This window comes from Microbacterium memoriense (assembly GCF_025398275.1).
GTDB lineage: Bacteria > Actinomycetota > Actinomycetes > Actinomycetales > Microbacteriaceae > Microbacterium > Microbacterium memoriense.
Map to the genome: position 1 here is coordinate 109,851 of NZ_JAODOR010000004.1, position 18,505 is coordinate 128,355.

General features: G+C 66.4%; 16 protein-coding genes. 13 read left to right on the plus strand and 3 right to left on the minus strand.

The features are described from left to right. Window positions 1–62 precede the first annotated feature (62 nt). Together N4R40_RS03235 and N4R40_RS03240 are read right to left on the minus strand one after the other, a co-directional pair. Window positions 63–1,028: a type IV toxin-antitoxin system AbiEi family antitoxin domain-containing protein gene (locus N4R40_RS03235; protein WP_261605925.1), complete on the minus strand. Its 966-nt coding sequence runs from the start codon at window positions 1,026–1,028 to the stop codon at window positions 63–65. A 200-nt stretch (window positions 1,029–1,228) separates the two neighbouring features. After that, window positions 1,229–1,996, minus strand: coding sequence for a CPBP family intramembrane glutamic endopeptidase (locus N4R40_RS03240; RefSeq protein ID WP_261605926.1), 768 nt, complete (start codon window positions 1,994–1,996; stop codon window positions 1,229–1,231). Between the two features lie 161 nt (window positions 1,997–2,157). On the opposite strand from N4R40_RS03240, the gene N4R40_RS03245 reads away from it, so the two are divergent. The 10 genes from N4R40_RS03245 (at window position 2,158) to typA (ending at window position 16,174) form a co-directional block, all read left to right on the plus strand. After that, the gene (locus N4R40_RS03245; protein ID WP_261605927.1) at window positions 2,158–3,777 is read left to right on the plus strand and encodes a peptide ABC transporter substrate-binding protein; all 1,620 of its coding nucleotides are present in this window, start codon (window positions 2,158–2,160) and stop codon (window positions 3,775–3,777) included. A 159-nt stretch (window positions 3,778–3,936) separates the two neighbouring features. Then, window positions 3,937–4,866, plus strand: a complete 930-nt coding sequence (locus tag N4R40_RS03250) for an ABC transporter permease (protein ID WP_261605928.1) — start codon at window positions 3,937–3,939, stop codon at window positions 4,864–4,866. After that, window positions 4,856–5,812, plus strand: coding sequence for an ABC transporter permease (locus N4R40_RS03255; protein WP_261605929.1), 957 nt, complete (start codon window positions 4,856–4,858; stop codon window positions 5,810–5,812). The genes N4R40_RS03250 and N4R40_RS03255 overlap by 11 nt, the downstream gene beginning before the upstream one ends. A 5-nt stretch (window positions 5,813–5,817) precedes the next feature. After that, on the plus strand, window positions 5,818–7,491 hold the full coding sequence (locus tag N4R40_RS03260) for a dipeptide ABC transporter ATP-binding protein (RefSeq protein ID WP_261606211.1): 1,674 nt from the start codon (window positions 5,818–5,820) through the stop codon (window positions 7,489–7,491). Window positions 7,492–7,495: 4 nt separating this feature from the next. Then, window positions 7,496–8,071 carry a PH domain-containing protein gene (locus N4R40_RS03265; RefSeq protein ID WP_261605930.1) on the plus strand — a complete coding sequence of 192 codons (576 nt, stop codon included), beginning with the start codon at window positions 7,496–7,498 and terminating at the stop codon, window positions 8,069–8,071. A 239-nt stretch (window positions 8,072–8,310) separates the two neighbouring features. Beyond that, window positions 8,311–9,294 (plus strand): ABC transporter permease, encoded by a 984-nt coding sequence (locus N4R40_RS03270; RefSeq protein WP_261605931.1) that lies wholly within the window; start codon window positions 8,311–8,313, stop codon window positions 9,292–9,294. Window position 9,295: 1 nt separating this feature from the next. Beyond that, complete coding sequence (locus tag N4R40_RS03275; RefSeq protein ID WP_261605932.1) at window positions 9,296–10,222, plus strand: ABC transporter permease; 927 nt, start codon at window positions 9,296–9,298, stop codon at window positions 10,220–10,222. After that, window positions 10,215–12,341 (plus strand): ABC transporter ATP-binding protein, encoded by a 2,127-nt coding sequence (locus tag N4R40_RS03280; protein WP_261605933.1) that lies wholly within the window; start codon window positions 10,215–10,217, stop codon window positions 12,339–12,341. Before N4R40_RS03275 ends, N4R40_RS03280 begins: the two co-directional genes overlap by 8 nt. 65 nt (window positions 12,342–12,406) lie before the next feature. After that, the gene (locus N4R40_RS03285; protein WP_261605934.1) at window positions 12,407–14,086 is read left to right on the plus strand and encodes an ABC transporter family substrate-binding protein; all 1,680 of its coding nucleotides are present in this window, start codon (window positions 12,407–12,409) and stop codon (window positions 14,084–14,086) included. Between the two features lie 174 nt (window positions 14,087–14,260). Next, window positions 14,261–16,174 (plus strand): translational GTPase TypA, encoded by a 1,914-nt coding sequence (gene typA / locus N4R40_RS03290; protein ID WP_261605935.1) that lies wholly within the window; start codon window positions 14,261–14,263, stop codon window positions 16,172–16,174. 6 nt (window positions 16,175–16,180) lie between these two features. Here the strand turns inward: typA and N4R40_RS03295 are convergent, their stop codons facing one another. Continuing rightward, complete coding sequence (locus N4R40_RS03295; protein WP_261605936.1) at window positions 16,181–16,525, minus strand: DUF2200 domain-containing protein; 345 nt, start codon at window positions 16,523–16,525, stop codon at window positions 16,181–16,183. A 108-nt stretch (window positions 16,526–16,633) separates the two neighbouring features. On the opposite strand from N4R40_RS03295, the gene N4R40_RS03300 reads away from it, so the two are divergent. The 3 genes from N4R40_RS03300 to dapC are packed head-to-tail and all read left to right on the plus strand — an operon-like array spanning window position 16,634 to window position 18,499. Beyond that, window positions 16,634–17,062 (plus strand): DUF6113 family protein, encoded by a 429-nt coding sequence (locus N4R40_RS03300; protein ID WP_261605937.1) that lies wholly within the window; start codon window positions 16,634–16,636, stop codon window positions 17,060–17,062. A 10-nt stretch (window positions 17,063–17,072) separates the two neighbouring features. Further along, window positions 17,073–17,393 (plus strand): ferredoxin, encoded by a 321-nt coding sequence (gene fdxA, locus N4R40_RS03305; protein ID WP_261605938.1) that lies wholly within the window; start codon window positions 17,073–17,075, stop codon window positions 17,391–17,393. Beyond that, complete coding sequence (gene dapC / locus N4R40_RS03310; RefSeq protein ID WP_261605939.1) at window positions 17,393–18,499, plus strand: succinyldiaminopimelate transaminase; 1,107 nt, start codon at window positions 17,393–17,395, stop codon at window positions 18,497–18,499. The genes fdxA and dapC overlap by 1 nt, the downstream gene beginning before the upstream one ends. The last annotated feature ends 6 nt before the right edge of the window (window positions 18,500–18,505 follow it).

Here is an 18,505-nt window from a genome sequence, read left to right on the forward strand (position 1 = left end):
GCGCGGGCATCCAGTGTCTCGGTGCACGGATGGTGTCTCGTCGGCGAGGTGACCGCGCGGGCTCAGGGCGCGCCGCGGAGAGCGGCGGCGAGGGTCCGGAGGGGGTCCGCTGAAACGGGGCGGATGATGGGCAGCCCGGCTGAGGCGAGAATCGTTCGGAGCAGGTCGGGCGCCACGAGATCGTTCCACCCCCAGTGTCGGATCGTCGGCATCCCGCGACGCATCAGTCGTGCATCGCGAATGCCGCGGGCGCGCAGAGCGCCTCGCGCGTCGCCGAGTTCACCGCTGTACTTGATCTCCCCGTCCGCTTCGCCCGCAATGCCCCATTGCGGCCACGCGAAGTCGACGCGATCATCGTCCCCGCCGCCGCGGACCCAGACCTGGCACTGCGGTGGCGGAAATCCCTGCCATTCGATGACGGCCAGGCTCACCGATTCCAAAGGCGACTCCGGTGTCGGTGAGGCGCGGTCCATCACCCAGCGCGCACGCGCTCGCCCCCGCGACGACGGATGCGTCTCGCTGAGCGCTCCCAATGTCCGGGTGGACAGGTCTGGCGCGCGACGCAACGCCGCATCGACGATCGCAAGGCCGACCGCCGGATGCCGCAAACGAGCCGCGTCGATTGCGATTTCGGCGATGGTCGCGACCTCGATCCCTCCCCGCTGGTCGTGCTGCGGCATCCGCTCGGCCGAATGGAAAACGACATCTCCCACCCGCCGAGTCGGTGCCGTCCCGGCGTTGATCGCGTGCACCCACGCGGGTTCGCCGAACACGGGTAATCCCCGGAGCGCCGCCGCGGAATCGCGTACGAAGACCGCGTGGGGATACCGCGCGGCGGCGGCGTGCACGCGGCTCAGGTACCGGTCCCACGGCGGGAGGGTGGCCCACAGTTCACGCGGTGCGTACACGCCGCGTGCCACGCGAGCGAGCTCGCCGCTCCGGACCGCGCGATCGAGGTGCGCGTGCTCATTGCGGCGCAGCAGGGGAACAGGAGAGGGCGCGACGGCCCCGGCGGCGATGATCGGCATCCTGCGATCACATCCGATCGAGCCTCCGCGCGGGCGCTCCACCGTCGCTCTCGTGGACAACTCGCCGCAACCCCCCCCTGTGGATATCTCCCTCGAATCGCCTGGCTGGACCGCGAGACACCTCCTGCGCACCGAGACACCCGCAGGTACTCGGTGTCTCGGCGCACAGAAGGTGTTTCGCCGACGGGACAGGGCGGGGGTCAGAAGAGCGAGGGCCACCAGGCTGCGGCGAGGGGGTAGCCGACGAAGGCGATGATGTCGATCAGGACGTGCGCGAGAACCAGCGGCATCACGCGGCCCCACCGGTGGTAGGCCCAGCCGAAGACGATACCCATCGCGATGTTGCCGACGATCGGACCGAATCCCTGGTATGCGTGGTACGCGCCGCGGAGTGCAGCGGTCGACAGGATGATCGTCCACGTCCCCCACCCGAGCCGGCGCAGGCGGTCGAAGAGGTAGCCGATGAAGATGACCTCTTCCGTGAGTCCCGCGCGGAGCGCCGCGAGGAGGAGCAGCGGAATGGTCCACCACGACGGGTCCAACGGGGATGCGTCGACCTGCACCGTGATGCCGAGCGCTCGGCCCGCGGCATACAGCCCGAGCCCGGGCACGCCGATCACGACGAGGAGCAGCAGCGCGCGCCCGATGTCGGAGCCCATCCGACGAAAGTCCAGCCCGATCCGGCGGAACGCCGAGACCCCGGGCTCCCAGAGGAAATAGATCGCCAGCGTGATCGGTGCGAACGCGAACACCTGGCCGACGACCTGGTTCACGACATCCCAGAACGCCTGCGCGTTCGCACCCGGATTCAGCGACGTCGACTGATCCCCGAGCGACTCCTCCCGGGTGAGCGCCTGCACGAGTGAGAGAACGGAGTACACCGCCGAGCGACCCACCGACAGGGCGAGCACGATCGCGATCTCCCACCACAGCCGCGAACGTGAAACCGGAGACGGAGCCTGCTGCACCTTGTCAGATTGCCATACGAAGGCGAGATTGAGTTAAGGGTATGTAACGTTGTGCCCGGGAGTTTTGACCAAGGCGCCGTCGGTGCTTATGGTTTCCCTATCCGCGCCCCAGCTTGTCCCTACTCAGCTGTGGGCGCATCACCCTTGCACTGGAGGATAAGTTGAAGCGCAACAAGATCGCCCTCGCGGGCATCGCGCTGTTCGTCGCCGGAGGGCTGGCTCTCGCCGGCTGCGCCGGTACCGGCAGCGGAACGCCGAGCGCGTCGGAGGGCGGAGCCAGCACCGCCATCATCAAGACGAACGGCTCCGAGCCTGCAAATCCGCTCATTCCGACCAACACGAACGAGGTCGGTGGCGGAAAGATCCTCGACGAGATCTTCGCCGGCCTGATCTACTACGACGCAGCAGGCGAGCCGCAGAACGACATGGCGGAGTCGATCACGGTCGACGACGCGCAGAACCTGACGGTCAAGATCAAGGAAGGCCAGACCTTCACGGACGGCACCGAGGTGCAGGCCCACAACTTCATCGAGGCCTGGAACTACGGCGCGAAGCTGTCGAACGAGCAGCTCTCGAGCTACTTCTTCGAGGACATCGAGGGCTTCAGCTGGGACGAGGACACCGAGCTGACCGGTCTGGTGGAAGTCGACGACTACACCTTCACGATCGCGCTCAACAAGCCGGCCTCCGACTTCGCGCTGCGTCTCGGATACTCGGCGTTCTACCCGCTCCCGGACGTGGCCTTCGAGGACATCGACGCCTTCGGCGAGAACCCGATCGGCAACGGCCCGTACAAGCTGGCCGCCGAGGACGCATGGCAGCACGACGTCCAGATCTCGCTCGTCAAGAACGAGGACTACACGGGTGGCCGCACGGCGCAGAACGCGGGCCTGGACATCATCTTCTACGCCACGCAGGAAGCGGCCTACGCCGACCTCCAGGGTGGCAACGTCGACGTGATCGACGGCATGCCGCCGTCCGCTCTCGCGACGTTCGAAGACGAGCTGGGCGAGCGCGCTGTCAACCAGCCCGCCGCGATCTTCCAGTCGTTCACGATCCCGGAGCGCCTCGCGCACTTCTCGGGCGACGAGGGCAAGCTGCGTCGCGCGGCGATCTCGATGGCGATCAACCGCGAAGAGATCACCGACGTCGTCTTCCAGGGCACCCGTACCCCCGCCAGCGACTTCACGTCGCCGGTCATCGCAGGCTGGTCGGACAGCCTCGAGGGCGCCGAGGTTCTGGCGTACAACCCCGACGAGGCGAAGAAGCTGTGGGCCGAGGCCGACGCCATCGCGCCGTGGACGGGTTCGTTCCAGATCGCGTACAACGCCGATGGTGGACACCAGACGTGGGTCGACGCGGTCGCCAACTCGATCAAGAACACGCTCGGCATCGACGCGTCCGGCGCGCCGTTCGTCGACTTCGCGTCGCTCCGCACCGACGTCACGGGTCGCACGATCCAGACCGCGTTCCGCACGGGCTGGCAGGCGGACTACCCGGGTCTGTACAACTTCCTGGGCCCGCTGTACGCCACCGGCGCCGGCTCCAACGACGGTGACTACTCGAACCCTGAGTTCGACGACCTGCTGTCCTCGGGTATCTCGGCGACCGACCCGGAAGCGGCGAACGCCGACTTCCAGGAGGCTCAGTCGATCCTCCTCGCGGACCTCCCGGTTCTGCCGCTCTGGTACTCGAACGTGACCGGCGGCTTCGCCGAGGGCGTCGAGAACGTCGAGTTCGGCTGGAACTCGGTGCCGCTGTACCACCAGATCACCAAGTAATCCGATCGCAAACCGCGAGGCGGTGACGATGCGTCACCGCCTCGCGGTTTGTCCGCCCAGACCTCGCGCCCGCGTCGATAACGCGGGACGATACTTTTAGCGGGTGACATCTGCGCGACGACACGTCGCGCAGCACCCCCATGCGTGGAGGGAGAGGGGATGCTCGGTTACATCCTCAGACGCCTGTTGCAGGTGATACCCGTGTTCTTCGGGGCAACACTGCTCATCTATTTCATGGTCTTCGCTCTGCCCGGAGACCCGATCCTCGCGCTGTTCGGCGACAAGACGCCGAACCCTGCGGTGGTCGAAGCGCTCCGCGCGCAGTACCACCTCGATGAGCCCTTCCTCGTGCAGTACTTCTACTACATCACCGGGATCTTCCAGGGGAACCTGGGCGTGACCTTCTCGGGTCAGTCCGTCAACGACGTGCTCGCCCGTACCCTGCCGGTCACCGGGCGCCTGGCCATCATGGCCATCGCGATCGAGTTCACCCTCGCGATCATCATCGGTACCGTCTCGGCGCTGCGCAAGGGCAAGTTCTTCGACAACACCATGCTCGTGATCGCGCTCCTTTTCGTCGCGCTGCCGATCTTCGTCTTCAGCTTCCTGGCGCAGTACTTCCTGGCGATCCAGTGGGGCTGGTTCAAGCCCACGGTCGGCGCGCAGAACGACTGGGGCGACCTGTGGTTGCCGGCGATCGTCCTCGGCTTCAGCCTCTACGCGACCAGCATGCGCCTCATGCGCTCGTCGGTGATCGACACGCTGAACCAGGACTGGGTGCGGACGGCCTACAGCAAGGGCATGTCGCGCAGTCGCGTGATCCCCACGCACGTGCTGCGTAACTCGCTCATCCCGGTGATCACCAACTCGGCGACCAACTTCGGTGTGCTTCTGGTGGGAGCGACCGTCACCGAGGGTATTTTCAACGTGCCGGGTGTCGGTAACACTCTCTTCCAGGCCATCCAGAAGCACGAAGGCCCCACGGTCGTCTCGTTCGTGACCGTCTTCGTCATCATCTACGTGATCGTGAATCTGCTCGTAGACCTGCTCTACGGCCTGCTCGACCCGAGGATCCGCTATGTCAAGTGATGTCAACGACCCCACCGGTCGAAACCACTTCGTCGCCCCCGTGAAGGAAGCGACCCTGGTCGTCGATGCCGTGCGCGTCGACGAGAAGCCTTCGAACCTCTGGACGGATGCGTGGACTGACCTGCGTCGCCGGCCCACGTTCTGGGGGAGCGTCGTGGTCGTGGCGATCGTGCTCCTGATGGCGATCTGGCCGACTCTGTTCACGCAGACACCCCCGAACGACAACTGTCTGCTTGCCAACAGCAATGGCGGTCCGATGGAGGGCCACCCGCTCGGGTTCACGTTCCTCGGCTGCGACATCTGGGCGCGCATGGTGTGGGGCGCTCGCACGTCACTCGTCGTGGGCCTCCTCGCGACGCTGATCGGCACGGTCATCGGCCTGATCATGGGAGCCTTCGCGGGCTTCTACGGCGGATGGCTCGACTCGCTGCTGTCGCGTGTCGGAGACATCTTCTTCTCGATTCCCTACATCCTCGCCGCGGTCGTCGTGATGAGCGTCTTCTCCACCAACCGCAATGAGTTCACGCTCGCATTCGCGATCGGTGGATTCGCGTGGGCCTCGACCGCGCGTGTCGTGCGCGCCGAGGTGCTGCGCGTACGGCAGGCGGACTTCATCACGGCATCGCGTGCACTCGGCCAGTCCCGCTTCACCACGATGGTGACCCACGTCATCCCGAATGCGATCGCGCCGCTGCTCGTGATCACCACGCTCAGCCTCGCCGCTGCCATCGTCGCGGAGGCGACGCTGTCCTTCCTCGGTGTCGGCCTCGGCAGTGGCACGATGTCGTGGGGCAATGACATCAGCCAGGCCCAGCAGTCGCTGCGCATCGCCCCGATGGCACTCATCTACCCGTCGCTCATCTTGACCGTGACGGTGCTGGCATTCATCCTTCTGGGCGAGCTGGTCCGCGACGCCCTCGACCCGAGAGCGAGGGCCCGCCGATGAGCGACATGACTCCCCGCGAGATCTCCCGTGAACCGCTGCTGAGTGTCCGCGACCTGCGGGTGGCGTTCGACTCGCAATCCGGCACCCGCGAAGTGCTGCACGGTGTCAGCTTCGACATCTTCCCCGGCGAGACGATCGCCATCGTGGGAGAGTCCGGATCCGGCAAGTCGACGACGGCATCCGCTGTCGTCAACCTCCTCCCGGGCACGGGCCACGTCACCGAAGGCAGCATTCTGCTCGACGGCGAGGAATTGACCGAGTACAGCCGGCGTCAGATGGAGGATGTCCGCGGGCGCGAGATCGGCTACGTCCCGCAGGACCCGATGAGTAATCTCAATCCGGTCTGGTCGATCGGATTCCAGGTCAAGGAAGCTGTCCGCGCCAACGGCATCGCGACCGGTAGGCGGGAGGTCGAAGCGCGCGCGATCGAGGTGCTGAAGCAGGCCGGCCTCGCCGACGCCGACAAGCGGATGCATCAGTATCCGCATCAGTTCTCCGGAGGCATGCGTCAGCGTGCCCTGATCGGTATCGGCCTCGCGGCGGACCCGAAGCTCCTGATCGCCGACGAGCCGACGTCCGCGCTCGACGTCACCGTCCAGCGCGTCATCCTCGACCACATGGCGAAGCTCACGCGCGAGAAGGGCACGTCGGTGCTGCTGATCACGCACGACCTGGGACTCGCGGCGGAGCGCGCGGAGCGCATCATCGTGATGAAGGACGGCGAGATCGTCGAGTCGGGCCCCAGTCGCCTCATCCTCGAGAACCCGCGCCACCCGTACACACAGCGGCTCGTCGCGGCGGCGCCGTCGATCGCGTCGCAGCGGATTCAGGCGAAAGCCGAAGACCGCGGTATCGAGACGACGGCGGACGTCGCCGGCATCCCGCCGACGCTCCGCGTGCGCGACCTCACGAAGGACTACCAGATCCGTCAGGGCGGTTTCCGGAGTACTCCGTTCCGGGCCGTCGACAGCGTCTCCTTCGATATCCCGCGCGGCAAGACGCTCGCGCTCGTCGGTGAGTCCGGATCGGGCAAATCGACGGTCGCCAAGATGGTGCTCGCGCTCGAGTCCCCGACATCCGGCGCGATCGAGATCGACGGCAACGACGTGTCGGGGCTGTCCAAGCGCGCTCTCTTCGATCTCCGTCGCCGCATGCAGCCGGTGTTCCAGGACCCGTACGGATCACTCGACCCGATGCGCAATATCGGCAATACGATCGCCGAGCCGCTCAGCATCCACAAGGTGGGAGACACTGCATCGCGCCGTGCGCGTGTGCGCGAGCTCCTCGACCAGGTGTCGCTGCCGCAGGCCCTGGCGTCGAGATACGCCAACGAGCTCTCGGGTGGACAGCGACAGCGCGTGGCGATCGCGCGGGCGTTGGCGCTCAAGCCCGACATCGTCATTCTCGACGAAGCGGTCTCGGCGCTCGACGTGCTCGTGCAGGATCAGATCCTGGAACTGTTGGCCGAACTCCAGTCCGAGCTCGGGCTGACGTACCTCTTCATCACGCACGACCTGGCCGTGGTCCGTGTGGCCGCCGACCTCGTGTGTGTCATGGAGAAAGGCCGCGTCGTCGAGCAGGGCACCGTGGACGAGATCTTCGCCCGTCCGACCCAGGAGTACACCCGGCGTCTGTTGGACGCGATCCCGGGTGCCTCGATCCCGCTGGGCGGGAACTGACCTGGTGAGCTCCGAGGCCCCGCGCGAGCGGGATGTCCTGCGCGCGCCATCCGGGACGATCGCGATGATCGTCTCGGGCGTCGTGGCGCTGTTCCTCCTGGGGGATGCCGTTGTGCGCGCCGGATGGGGGGAGATGCTCCTCCTCGCGCCCTGGGTCCTGCTCGCGGTGTGGTTCGTGTACCTGCTCATGTACGCCTCGGTGATCGAGACGGATGCCGGTGCTGTCACGGTGCAGAACTTCCTCCGCCGCACTCGGCTGCCGTGGGGCGCGGTGCGGGATGTCCGCCTGCGGTACCAGGTCGTGTTCGTTTATGACGAGGGACGCGAGCTGAAGGCGTTCGGCGGTCCCGTCGCGGGCCGGCCCGGCCGGCCCAGCCGCACACGGGTGGACGGCGGGCGTCGGGAGCCCCCGGCCCTGCACGAGGTCGAGGCGATCCGGCGACGGTGGGAAGCGGCGGTCGATTCCGGCGTACCCGGTGGCACACCCACCCGCTCGTGGGACCTCTGGGGGCTCGGCTCCCTCGCGGTCATCGTCGCGTGGGCGCTTGTCGCAGTGGTGATGACGGGCGGTCCTGCGTGATCGAACTGGCGCCTGTAGAGGCTGTATCTCATGCATTTCTCTTGCACGTCACGAAATGTTACGGTCCTGCAAAGACTCCCTACAGCTCACGTTCAGAGATGATCACGGGGTTAGGGTCTATTCACCGGGTTCAACAACCGGCGAATCACTGAGTCGCTGCCCACCAGGCGGCGACTGCTGGACGAAAGAAGCTCCGTGCAGACAACAGCCGCCGCTCCCGGGGATCCGGGTGCCACCCGATGACCTTCTACATCGTCCGCAGGTTCATCAATTACGCGATCCTCTCGCTGGTCGCCACCTGCATGGCCTACATCCTCGCCAGCGTGATCCTGGATCCGGCTGAGCGCTTCTACGGCATGAACCCGCGGCCGCCGCAGTCGTCGATTGACGCCTCCCTCAACGCGATGGGCGTCAATCCCGATGTTCCGGTGCTCGTGCGCCTCTGGGACTGGCTCGTGGGCCTGTTCACCCAGTTCTCGCTCGGCACGACCGTGGGCGGCCAGTCGGTCACCGCTGAGATCGTCTCGCGTTCGGGTGCCAGCTTGCGGCTGCTGCTGATCGGGTCGATCATCGGCGCGATCCTGGGCGTCATCCTCGGTGTCTGGGGCGCGGTGCGGCAATACCGCGCGAGCGATCAGATCGTGACGTACGCCTCTTTTCTCATCTTCGCGATGCCGACCTTCGTCATCGGCGTGCTGCTCATGATCGCCGCGACCGCGTTCAACAACCTGATCGGGTCGCAGGTGATCCGCTTCACCGGCGAATACACGGCGGGTATCTCGGGGTCCTGGTGGGATCTCGCTCTCGACCGCGCCGTCCATCTCCTCCTGCCCACGATCGCGCTCGCGCTGATCGGTGCGGCCTCGTACTCGCGGTATCAGCGCAGCGTCATGCTCGACGTTCTGGGTGCCGACTACATCCGGACGGCCCGCTCGAAGGGTCTTCCGCGCAACACGGCTCTGGTGCGTCACGGCGTGCGCATCGCGCTCATCCCGATGACCACCTTCTTCGCCTACAGCTTCGGCACGCTCATCGCGGGCTCGGCCATGCTCGAGATCGTCTTCAGTTGGCGCGGCATGGGGCAATTCACGCTCGAGGCGGTGACCAAGAACGACATCAACGTCATGGCAGGTTCGACCCTCTACATCGCCGTCCTCGTGCTCTTGTCGTCGACGCTGTCCGAGATCCTCTATTCCGCGCTCGACCCGAGAGTGAGGAGCTGACATGACCATCGCACAGGAAGAGGCCGTCGAGGCTTCGCTCGATCCCGCGAACGTCGTCGGCCCCGCCCGTCGCCCCATGTCGCGCAACCGCCTCGTGTGGCTGCGTCTGAAGGGCATGCCGCGGTTCTGGGTCGGCGCCGCGGTCATCATCTTCATCATCGTGTGGGCGTTCATCGGTCCGGCGCTCTACGCGTGGTCGCCGACCGAGCGCGATCCGTTGAACATGAACATGGGTCCCACGATGATCCACTGGTTCGGCACCAATGCCATCGGTCAGGACCTCTACGCGCAGACGCTGTCCGGCCTGCAGAAGTCACTCGTGATCGGCCTGATCGCCGGCCCTGCGGCGACACTCATCGCTGCCGTCGTCGGTTCGACGGCCGGGTACCTCGGCGGATGGGTGGACAAGTCCATCGGGTGGTTCGTGCACCTGCTGCTCGTCATCCCCTCCTTCTTCATCCTGGTGCTGCTGAGCCCGATCTATAAAGGGCTGTCCTGGGTCGCGCTGACGATCTTCCTCGCGATCTTCAGCTGGATGATCATGGCGCAGGTCGTCCGCAGTCAAACGCGATCGCTCCGCAACCGCGACTTCGTCCGGGCGGCGCGCTACATGGGCATGCCGACGGGGCAGATCCTGCGCCGCCACATCATCCCCAACATCGCTTCGCTGCTGATCATCGACGCGACGCTCGGCGTCGTCTCGGCGATCATGGCGGAGACCTCCCTGAGTTATTTCGGCTTCGGCGTCCAGAAGCCCGACGTCTCGCTCGGCACGCTCCTGGCAGACGGCACGGCGGCTGCTCTCACGCGGCCGTGGCTGTTCGTCTTCCCCGCCATGGTGCTCATCATCCTGTTGTTCGCGATCAGCCTCATCGGCGATGCGCTGCGCGACGCCATCGATCCCACGTCCGGAGTGAACCGTGGCTGAATTCGTCTCCCGTACCGGAACACCGCTGCTGTCGGTGCGCGATCTGAGCGTCACCTTCCCGCAGCGCGGAGCGGACCCGGTCAAGGCCGTCCGTGGCATCTCGTACGACATCTTCCCGGGGGAGTTCCTCGGCATCGTGGGCGAGTCGGGATCGGGGAAATCGGTCTCGTCGCTCGCGATCATGGGCCTCCTGCCGTCGACGGCTCAGGTCTCCGGGGCGATCGAGTTCGAGGGCCGGTCCCTCCTGGAGATGAACGACACCCAGCTGTCGCGCGTGCGCGGCAAAGAGCTCGCGATGGTGTTCCAGGACCCGCTGTCGGCCCTCACCCCGGTGTACTCGGTCGGCCAGCAGATCGGTGAGGCGCTGCGCGTCCACGACTCGCGGCTCTCGGCGCAGGCAGCCGAAGCCCGGGCGATCGAGCTGCTGAAGGTCGTCGGCATCCCCGATGCGGAGCGTCGCGCCCGCGCGTTCCCTCACGAATACTCCGGCGGAATGCGCCAGCGCGCCATGATCGCGATGGCGATCGCGAACGATCCCAAGGTGATCATCGCCGATGAGCCGACAACGGCACTCGACGTGACGATCCAAGCGCAGATCCTCGAGGTGCTCGAGCGTGCGAAGGAGATCACCGGCGCCGCCGTCGTCCTCATCACGCACGATCTCGGTGTCGTTGCGGGCCACGCCGATCGCGTCGGGGTGATGTATGCCGGAAAGCTCGTCGAGATCGGCAGCACCGAGCAGATCTTCCACAACGCGCACATGCCCTACTCGATCGGGCTGTTGCGTTCCGTGCCGAACATGCTGACGGCGGGTAGTCAGCGACTCGTACCGCTGGAAGGGCGCCCGCCGTCCCTCAACAGCCTTCCGACCGGATGCCCGTTCGCTCCGCGTTGCCCGATCGCGATCGACGAGTGCCGCACGATCGAGCCCGACCTCGTCGCGTACGAGCCGGGTGTCGAGCCGCCGCACCTGGCGGCCTGCATCCGTGCCGGCGAGATCGCGCGTGGTGAGCTCGATCGTGGCGACGTGTTCCCGCGGCCGGAGCCGTTGCCCTCCGACGAAATCGCCGACACCGACGATGCTCCGGTCATCGTGGTCGAAGACCTCAAGCGTCACTTCCCGCTCATGAAGGGCGCAGTCTTCCCGCGTCGCATCGGTACGGTCCGCGCGGTCGACGGGGTCAGTTTCTCGCTCCGACCCGGTCGCACCCTGGGCCTCGTGGGGGAGTCCGGCTGCGGCAAGACGACCACGATCCTCGAGATCATGGAGATGACGAGGCCCCAGCACGGGCGGATCACGATCCACGGCAAGGACGTCGCGACGCTGTCGCGCAAGGACCTTCACGGCTTGCGCAAGGACGTCCAGATCGTGTTTCAGGATCCGATGGGCGCGATCGACCCGCGCCTCCCGATCGGTGAGGTCATCAGCGAGCCGCTCCTCGTGCAGGGGGCGTCGAAGCAGGCGCGCGATCAGCGCGTCGTGGAGCTTCTCGACCTCGTCGGCCTCGACCCGGCGATGGCCGACCGGTATCCGCACGAGTTCTCCGGCGGACAGCGCCAGCGCATCGGCATCGCCCGGGCACTGGCCACCGATCCCTCGGTCATCGTCCTCGATGAGCCGCTGTCGGCGCTCGACGTCTCGATCCAGGCCGGCATCATCAACCTGCTGGAAGACCTCAAGGATCGGCTGGGGTTGTCCTATGTCTTCGTCGCGCACGACCTGGCGGTCGTCCGGCAGATGGCGGACGACGTTGCCGTGATGTATCTCGGCGCCGTCGTCGAACAGGGACCGATCGCCGAGGTGTTCGGAAGCCCCCGGCATCCATACACCAAGGCGCTCATCTCAGCAGCTCCGATTCCGGACCCGCGTATCGAGCGCGGACGCGCCCGAATCCTGCTGCAGGGCGACCTGCCGAGTCCGACGCAAGAGATCACGGGATGCCGGTTCCGGACGCGCTGCCCCCTCTACGCGATGCTCGACGAACCGCGTCAGGCGCAGTGTCGTGACACCGATCCCACCCTCGCGCGACACGGCGGGGTGCGAGTCGCCTGTCATCACGTCGACAAATCGGCGCTCGTCGACATCGCTGTCGCGCAGGAACCGGCAACCACCCCCTGAACTCCCTCCGCGCGCGGCACCACGCGCCGAAGGGCCCCCCAGAAAAAATCGAGAGGAACGATCACATGAGAAATCGGAGTGCTAAGGCGCTCGGCTCTCTGGCGATGCTCGGCGCTGCGGCGCTCATCGTCACAGGCTGTGCAGCCGGCAACACGACCAGCCCCACCGGCTCGGCGACCGAGGCCGCTGAGCTTCCCGCCACGGCGTGGGTTCGCGCGGACGCTGCGAGCGTCGAAGACGGCGGATCCCTCACGCTTGCGGTGAGCTCGCTGCCCGTTCAGTTCAACACCAACGAGGTCGACGGTAATGAGGCCGACACGGTCGACATCTCCGAGTTGACCATCGGCGGCCCGTTCAAGATCGCTGAAGACGGCACACCTGTGCTTGACGAGAATTACGCCACGTCGGCCGAGGTCACCAGCGACGACCCCCAGGTCGTCGAGATCAGGCTGAACCCCGACGCCGTGTGGGAAGACGGCACGCCGATCACGGTCGCCGACTACCAGGCCTTCTGGGCCGCGCAGAACGGCTCCAATGAGGCTTACACCGCCGCCTCTACTGCCGGATATGAGGACATTTCCTCTGTCGAGCAGGGTGCCGACGAGTTCGACGTCATCGTTACGTTCTCGCAGGTCTACGCCGACTGGCAGTCACTGTTCAGCACAGTCCTGCCGGCGGCGATCTCCAGCGACCCCGAGGCGTACAACAACGGCTATCGCGCGACGGCTGTTCCCTCGTCGGGACCGTTCCGCATCTCGAACATCGATGTGACCGGCCAGGTCGTCACTCTCGAGCGCAACCCCGCGTGGTGGGGCGAGACGCCCAAGCTCGAGACGGTTCTCTTCAAGGCCGTGAGCCAGGACCAGCAGGGTTCGTCCTTCGCCAACAGCGAGATCGACGCGCTGTACATCTCGGCCAACGCCGACCTGTACCAGACCGCGCAGACCCGCTCCGACGCCGAGGTCCAGACCTCGGGTGGTCTCACCTGGACGCACGTCACGATGAACGCCAAGGAAGGCCCGCTGGCCGACGTCAACGTCCGCAAGGCTGTCGCATCGATCGTCAACCGCGAGGGCATCGCTGCATCGGCGAACACGCCCGTCGGCGCCCCGCCCGTCACACAGGGTGACTACATCTTCATGCCGGGTCAGAACGGCTACGAAGACAAGGCGCTGCCCTACGACCCCGAGGCGGGCGCGAGCTTCCTCGAGGAAGCCGGCTACACGAAGGACGGCGAGTCGTGGACCAAGGATGGCGAGGCTCTCGAGCTCAGCATCACGGTTCCGGCCGACACGGCCACGAACATCCAGCGCTCCGAGCAGGTTCAGGCCGACCTCGGTGAGTTCGGTATTCCGGTGGAGCTGGAGACCGTGCCCGCGCAGCAGTACTTCAGTGACTACGTCATCCCGGGCAACTTCGAGATGGTGTCGTTCTCGTGGGTCGGTACGCCGTTCCCGATCTCCTCGTCCGAGGCGCTGTACTACCCGCTCGACTCCGAGTCGAACTTCACCGGCACGACCGACGACCGCCTCGGTGACCTGTACGACCAGGTCAACGCGGAGCTCGACCCGGACGCGCGCGTCGAGATCGCCAAGGAGATCAACGACGTGATCTGGGAATACGTTCCGATGTTCCCGCTCGCGCCGCTGCCGAACGTGTACGCGGTCAAGGACGGTCTCGTCAACTGGGGTGCTACCCAGTTCGAGACGATCGACTGGACGACGGTCGGTTGGGCCACCAGCTGATCGAGTGATCACGCAAGAGTGCGGGGCGGGCTCCTTCGGGAGTCCGCCCCGTGCGCGTGCGTCCAGGCATCCGGGCGACCCTCAGGGAAGCCTGCGGTACGCTGAAGTGCGCATGTCTCGCGTTTTCCGTGGACAGCGATCGACTTTCTCTCCCCACTCGGCAAGGACACTTCCATGGCGCACGCCCTCCGTTCGGACCTCCGCAACGTCGCAATCGTCGCGCACGTCGACCACGGCAAGACCACGCTCGTCGACGCGATGCTCCGCCAGACCGGCTCTTTCGGCTCGCACGAGCACATGGAAGAGCGTGCGATGGACTCCAACGACCTCGAGCGTGAAAAGGGCATCACGATCCTCGCCAAGAACACGGCGATCACCTACAAAGGCAAGCACGCCGACGGCAAAGAGATCACGATCAACGTGATCGACACTCCGGGCCACGCCGACTTCGGTGGCGAGGTCGAGCGCGGTCTGTCGATGGTCGACGGTGTGGTGTTGCTCGTCGATGCCTCGGAAGGCCCGTTGCCTCAGACCCGCTTCGTCCTGCGCAAGGCGCTCGAGTCGAAGCTCCCCGTCATCCTGCTGGTCAACAAGACAGACCGCCCCGACGCCCGCATCGCGGAGGTCGAGGAAGAAGCGCACGACCTGCTGTTGGGCCTGGCCTCCGACCTCGTCGACGATGTGCCCGATCTCGACGTCGACGCACTGCTCGACGTGCCCGTCGTCTATGCGTCCGGCCGCGCCGGTGCCGCCTCGGCCAACCGCCCCGAGGATGGCTCGCTGCCCGACAACGACGACCTCGAGCCGCTGTTCGACGCGATCCTCAAGCACGTTCCCGCTCCCGCGTACGACGACGAGGCGCCGTTGCAGGCGTGGGTCACGAACCTCGACTCGAGCCCGTTCCTCGGCCGCCTTGCGCTTCTGCGCGTCTTCAACGGCACCCTGAAGAAGGGCCAGACCGTCGCCTGGGTTCGCGCCGACGGCACAACCAGCAACGCGCGTATCACGGAGCTCCTGAAGACTCGCGCGCTCGACCGCTACCCCGCCGAATCGGCGGGCCCCGGCGACATCGTCGCCATCGCAGGCTTCGAGAACATCACGATCGGTGAGACGATCGCCGACCCCGAGGACGTCCGCCCGCTGCCGGCGATCACGGTCGACGACCCCGCCATCTCGATGACGATCGGCACAAACACGTCGCCGCTGATGGGCAAGGTCAAGGGGCACAAGCTCACCGCGCGCATGGTCAAGGACCGTCTCGACAAGGAGCTCATCGGCAACGTCTCGCTCAAGGTCGTCGACATCGGACGTCCGGATGCGTGGGAAGTCCAGGGCCGTGGTGAGCTGGCCCTCGCCATCCTCGTCGAGAACATGCGTCGCGAAGGTTTCGAGCTCACGGTGGGTAAGCCCCAGGTGGTCACGAAGAAGGTCGACGGTAAGACGTACGAGCCGTTCGAACACCTGACGATCGACACCCCCGAAGAGCACCTCGGCGCGATCACGCAGCTCCTGGCGAACCGCAAGGGCCGCATGGAGAACATGACCAACCACGGCACCGGCTGGGTGCGCATGGAGTTCATCGTCCCCTCGCGCGGTCTCATCGGTTTCCGGAGCGAGTTCCTCACGACGACTCGCGGTACCGGTATCGCGAACGCGATCTCGCACGGCTACGAGCCCTGGGCCGGTCAGATCACCACGCGTCAGAACGGCTCGATCGTCGCTGACCGCATGGGTGTCGTCACCCCGTTCGCGATGATCGCGCTGCAGGAGCGCATGTCGTTCTTCGTGCAGCCCACGCAGGAGGTCTACGAGGGCATGGTCATCGGCGAGAACTCGCGCGCCGACGACATGGACGTCAACATCACGAAGGAGAAGAAGCTCACCAACATGCGTGCGGCGAGCTCCGACACCTTCGAATCGATGACCCCTCCGCGCCTGCTGACCCTCGAGGAGAGCCTCGAGTTCGCCCGCGACGACGAGTGTGTCGAGGTGACCCCCGAGGTCGTCCGCATCCGCAAGGTGAACCTGGACGCGACCGAGCGTGGCCGTGCCGCATCGCGTCTGAAGCGCCAGGATGCCGGCGCCTGACCTGCGTCAGGGCGCGCGGAGGATCTTCGTCATCGCCTTGCCACGGGCGACCTCGTCGACCAACAGGTCGAGGTAGCGGATCTTCTGCATGAGCGGGTCTTCGACCTCGTGAACGCGGATGCCGCAGATCACCCCGGTGATCAGCGACGCATTCGGGTTGAGGGTCGCCGCGGCGAAGAAGTCCTCGAACGTCGTGCCCTGAGCGAGATGCGCGTCGAGTTCGGTCGGGGAGTACCCCGTCAGCCACTGCGTGACTTCGTCGACCTCGGCCTTCGTGTGGCCTTTGCGCTCCGCCTTGGCGACGTAGTGGACGTAGACCGAGGCGACACTCATTCCGAAGATCCTGCTCATGCGTGCCAGGGTAATCGTTGACGGAATGCCTTGCACGCCGTCTCACCGCGGATGCCCCGTCGCACACACAGCAGGGTGGGGCGCGGGCCGGGCGCCTAGACTTTAGGCGTGGAGTTTTCTTGGGCACGCTTCGGGACGTGGGCGATCGCCCTTGTGATCGGCGTGGTCTACGGCATCGCCGGCACGATCGGCCAGGCGGCATCGTGGGGGTGGTTCCCGCTCGGGCTGGTGGTCGCCGTCGTCGGCGTCGGCGCGCTCCTCGCAGCCGTCCGTCTACTGACGGCCGACCGATGGGCCACACTCGCGACAGCGATGGGCGCGATGCTCTCGACCCTCGTGTTCTCGGGACGAGGTCCCGGCGGCTCGGTCGTCGTGCCGGCTCCGGAGGACGGCGCTTTGTCGACGGGGATCATCTGGACGCTTGCCGTGCCGATCATCGCGGCGATCGTGATCGCCTGGCCATCGGTGCCGATTCGGACCGTCGCAGATGACGCGGACATGACGGTCACGCCCGGGGACGGGTCACCCACGAACTAGACTGGAAGGCGTGACGTATGTGATCGCGCTTCCGTGTGTGGATGTGAAAGACCGAGCTTGCATCGACGAGTGCCCCGTCGACTGCATCTACGAGGGCGAGCGCTCCCTCTACATCCACCCCGATGAATGTGTCGACTGTGGCGCGTGCGAACCGGTCTGTCCGGTCGAGGCGATCTACTACGAAGATGACCTCCCGAGCGAGTGGCAGGACTACTACACCGCGAACGTCGAGTTCTTCGAAGACATCGGATCGCCCGGCGGCGCGGCGAAGGTCGGCGTGATCGCAAAGGATCACCCCGTCATCTCCGCACTCCCTCCGCAGTCGCACTGATGGCCGTCCGCGACCTCGACGACTATCCGTGGGATGCCGTCGCCCCCTACGCGCACACGGCTCGCTCGCACCCGGACGGTCTCGTCGATCTGTCGATCGGGTCCCCCGTCGACCCCACGCCGGCGGTCGTGGTCGCGGCGATCACGACGGCCACTGATGCGCACGCGTACCCGCAGACCGTGGGGACGCCCGCCCTCCGGGAAGCGATCGTCGCCTGGTATGCCCGGCGGCGTGGCATCGACGGCCTCTCGGTCGACGACGTGCTCCCCACGGTGGGATCCAAAGAACTCGTGGCACTTCTGCCCCTGCTCCTGGACATCACGGTGGGCGATATCGTCGTGCACCCGCGCGCGGCGTATCCGACCTACGCGGTCGGCGCGAAGCTCGTCGGTGCGACCCCGGTCGCGACGGACGATCCCGCGTCCTGGCCCGAGGGTACGAAGCTCGTCTGGCTGAATTCGCCGGGTAATCCGGATGGCCGCGTCCTCGGAGTCGACGACTACCGCGCCGCCGTGGCGCGTGCGCGCGAGCTCGGAGCCGTGATCGCCTCGGACGAGTGCTACGCCGAGCTGGGCTGGGAGGGGGAGTGGGCATCCGCGCGGGTGCCCAGCATCCTGGACCCGCGGGTCACGGACGGCGACCGTTCGGGGCTCCTCTCCGTGTACTCGCTGAGCAAGCAGTCCAATCTCGCCGGCTATCGTGCCGCGTTCGTCGCGGGTGACGGCACCCTGATCGCCCGACTGCTGACGGCCCGCAAGCACCTCGGTCTCATGCTGCCGGGGCCCGTGCAGGCCGCGATGACCGCCGCGCTCGGGGACGACGCGCACGTCCAGACGCAGAGAGAGCTGTACCGCGCCCGCCGCGAGGCGCTTCGCCCGGCGCTCGAGAACGCAGGATTCCGCATCGACCACTCCGAGGGCGGCCTGTATCTCTGGGCGACGGAGGGCGAGGATGCCTGGGTCAGCATGGGGCGGCTCGCGGAGCGCGGCATCCTCGCGGGTCCCGGACACTTCTACGGCTCGCACTTCCCGCAGCACGTGCGGTTCTCGCTGACGGCGACCGACGAGCGCATCGCCGAAGCGGCACGACGGCTCGCGGATTCGTAGGGATCC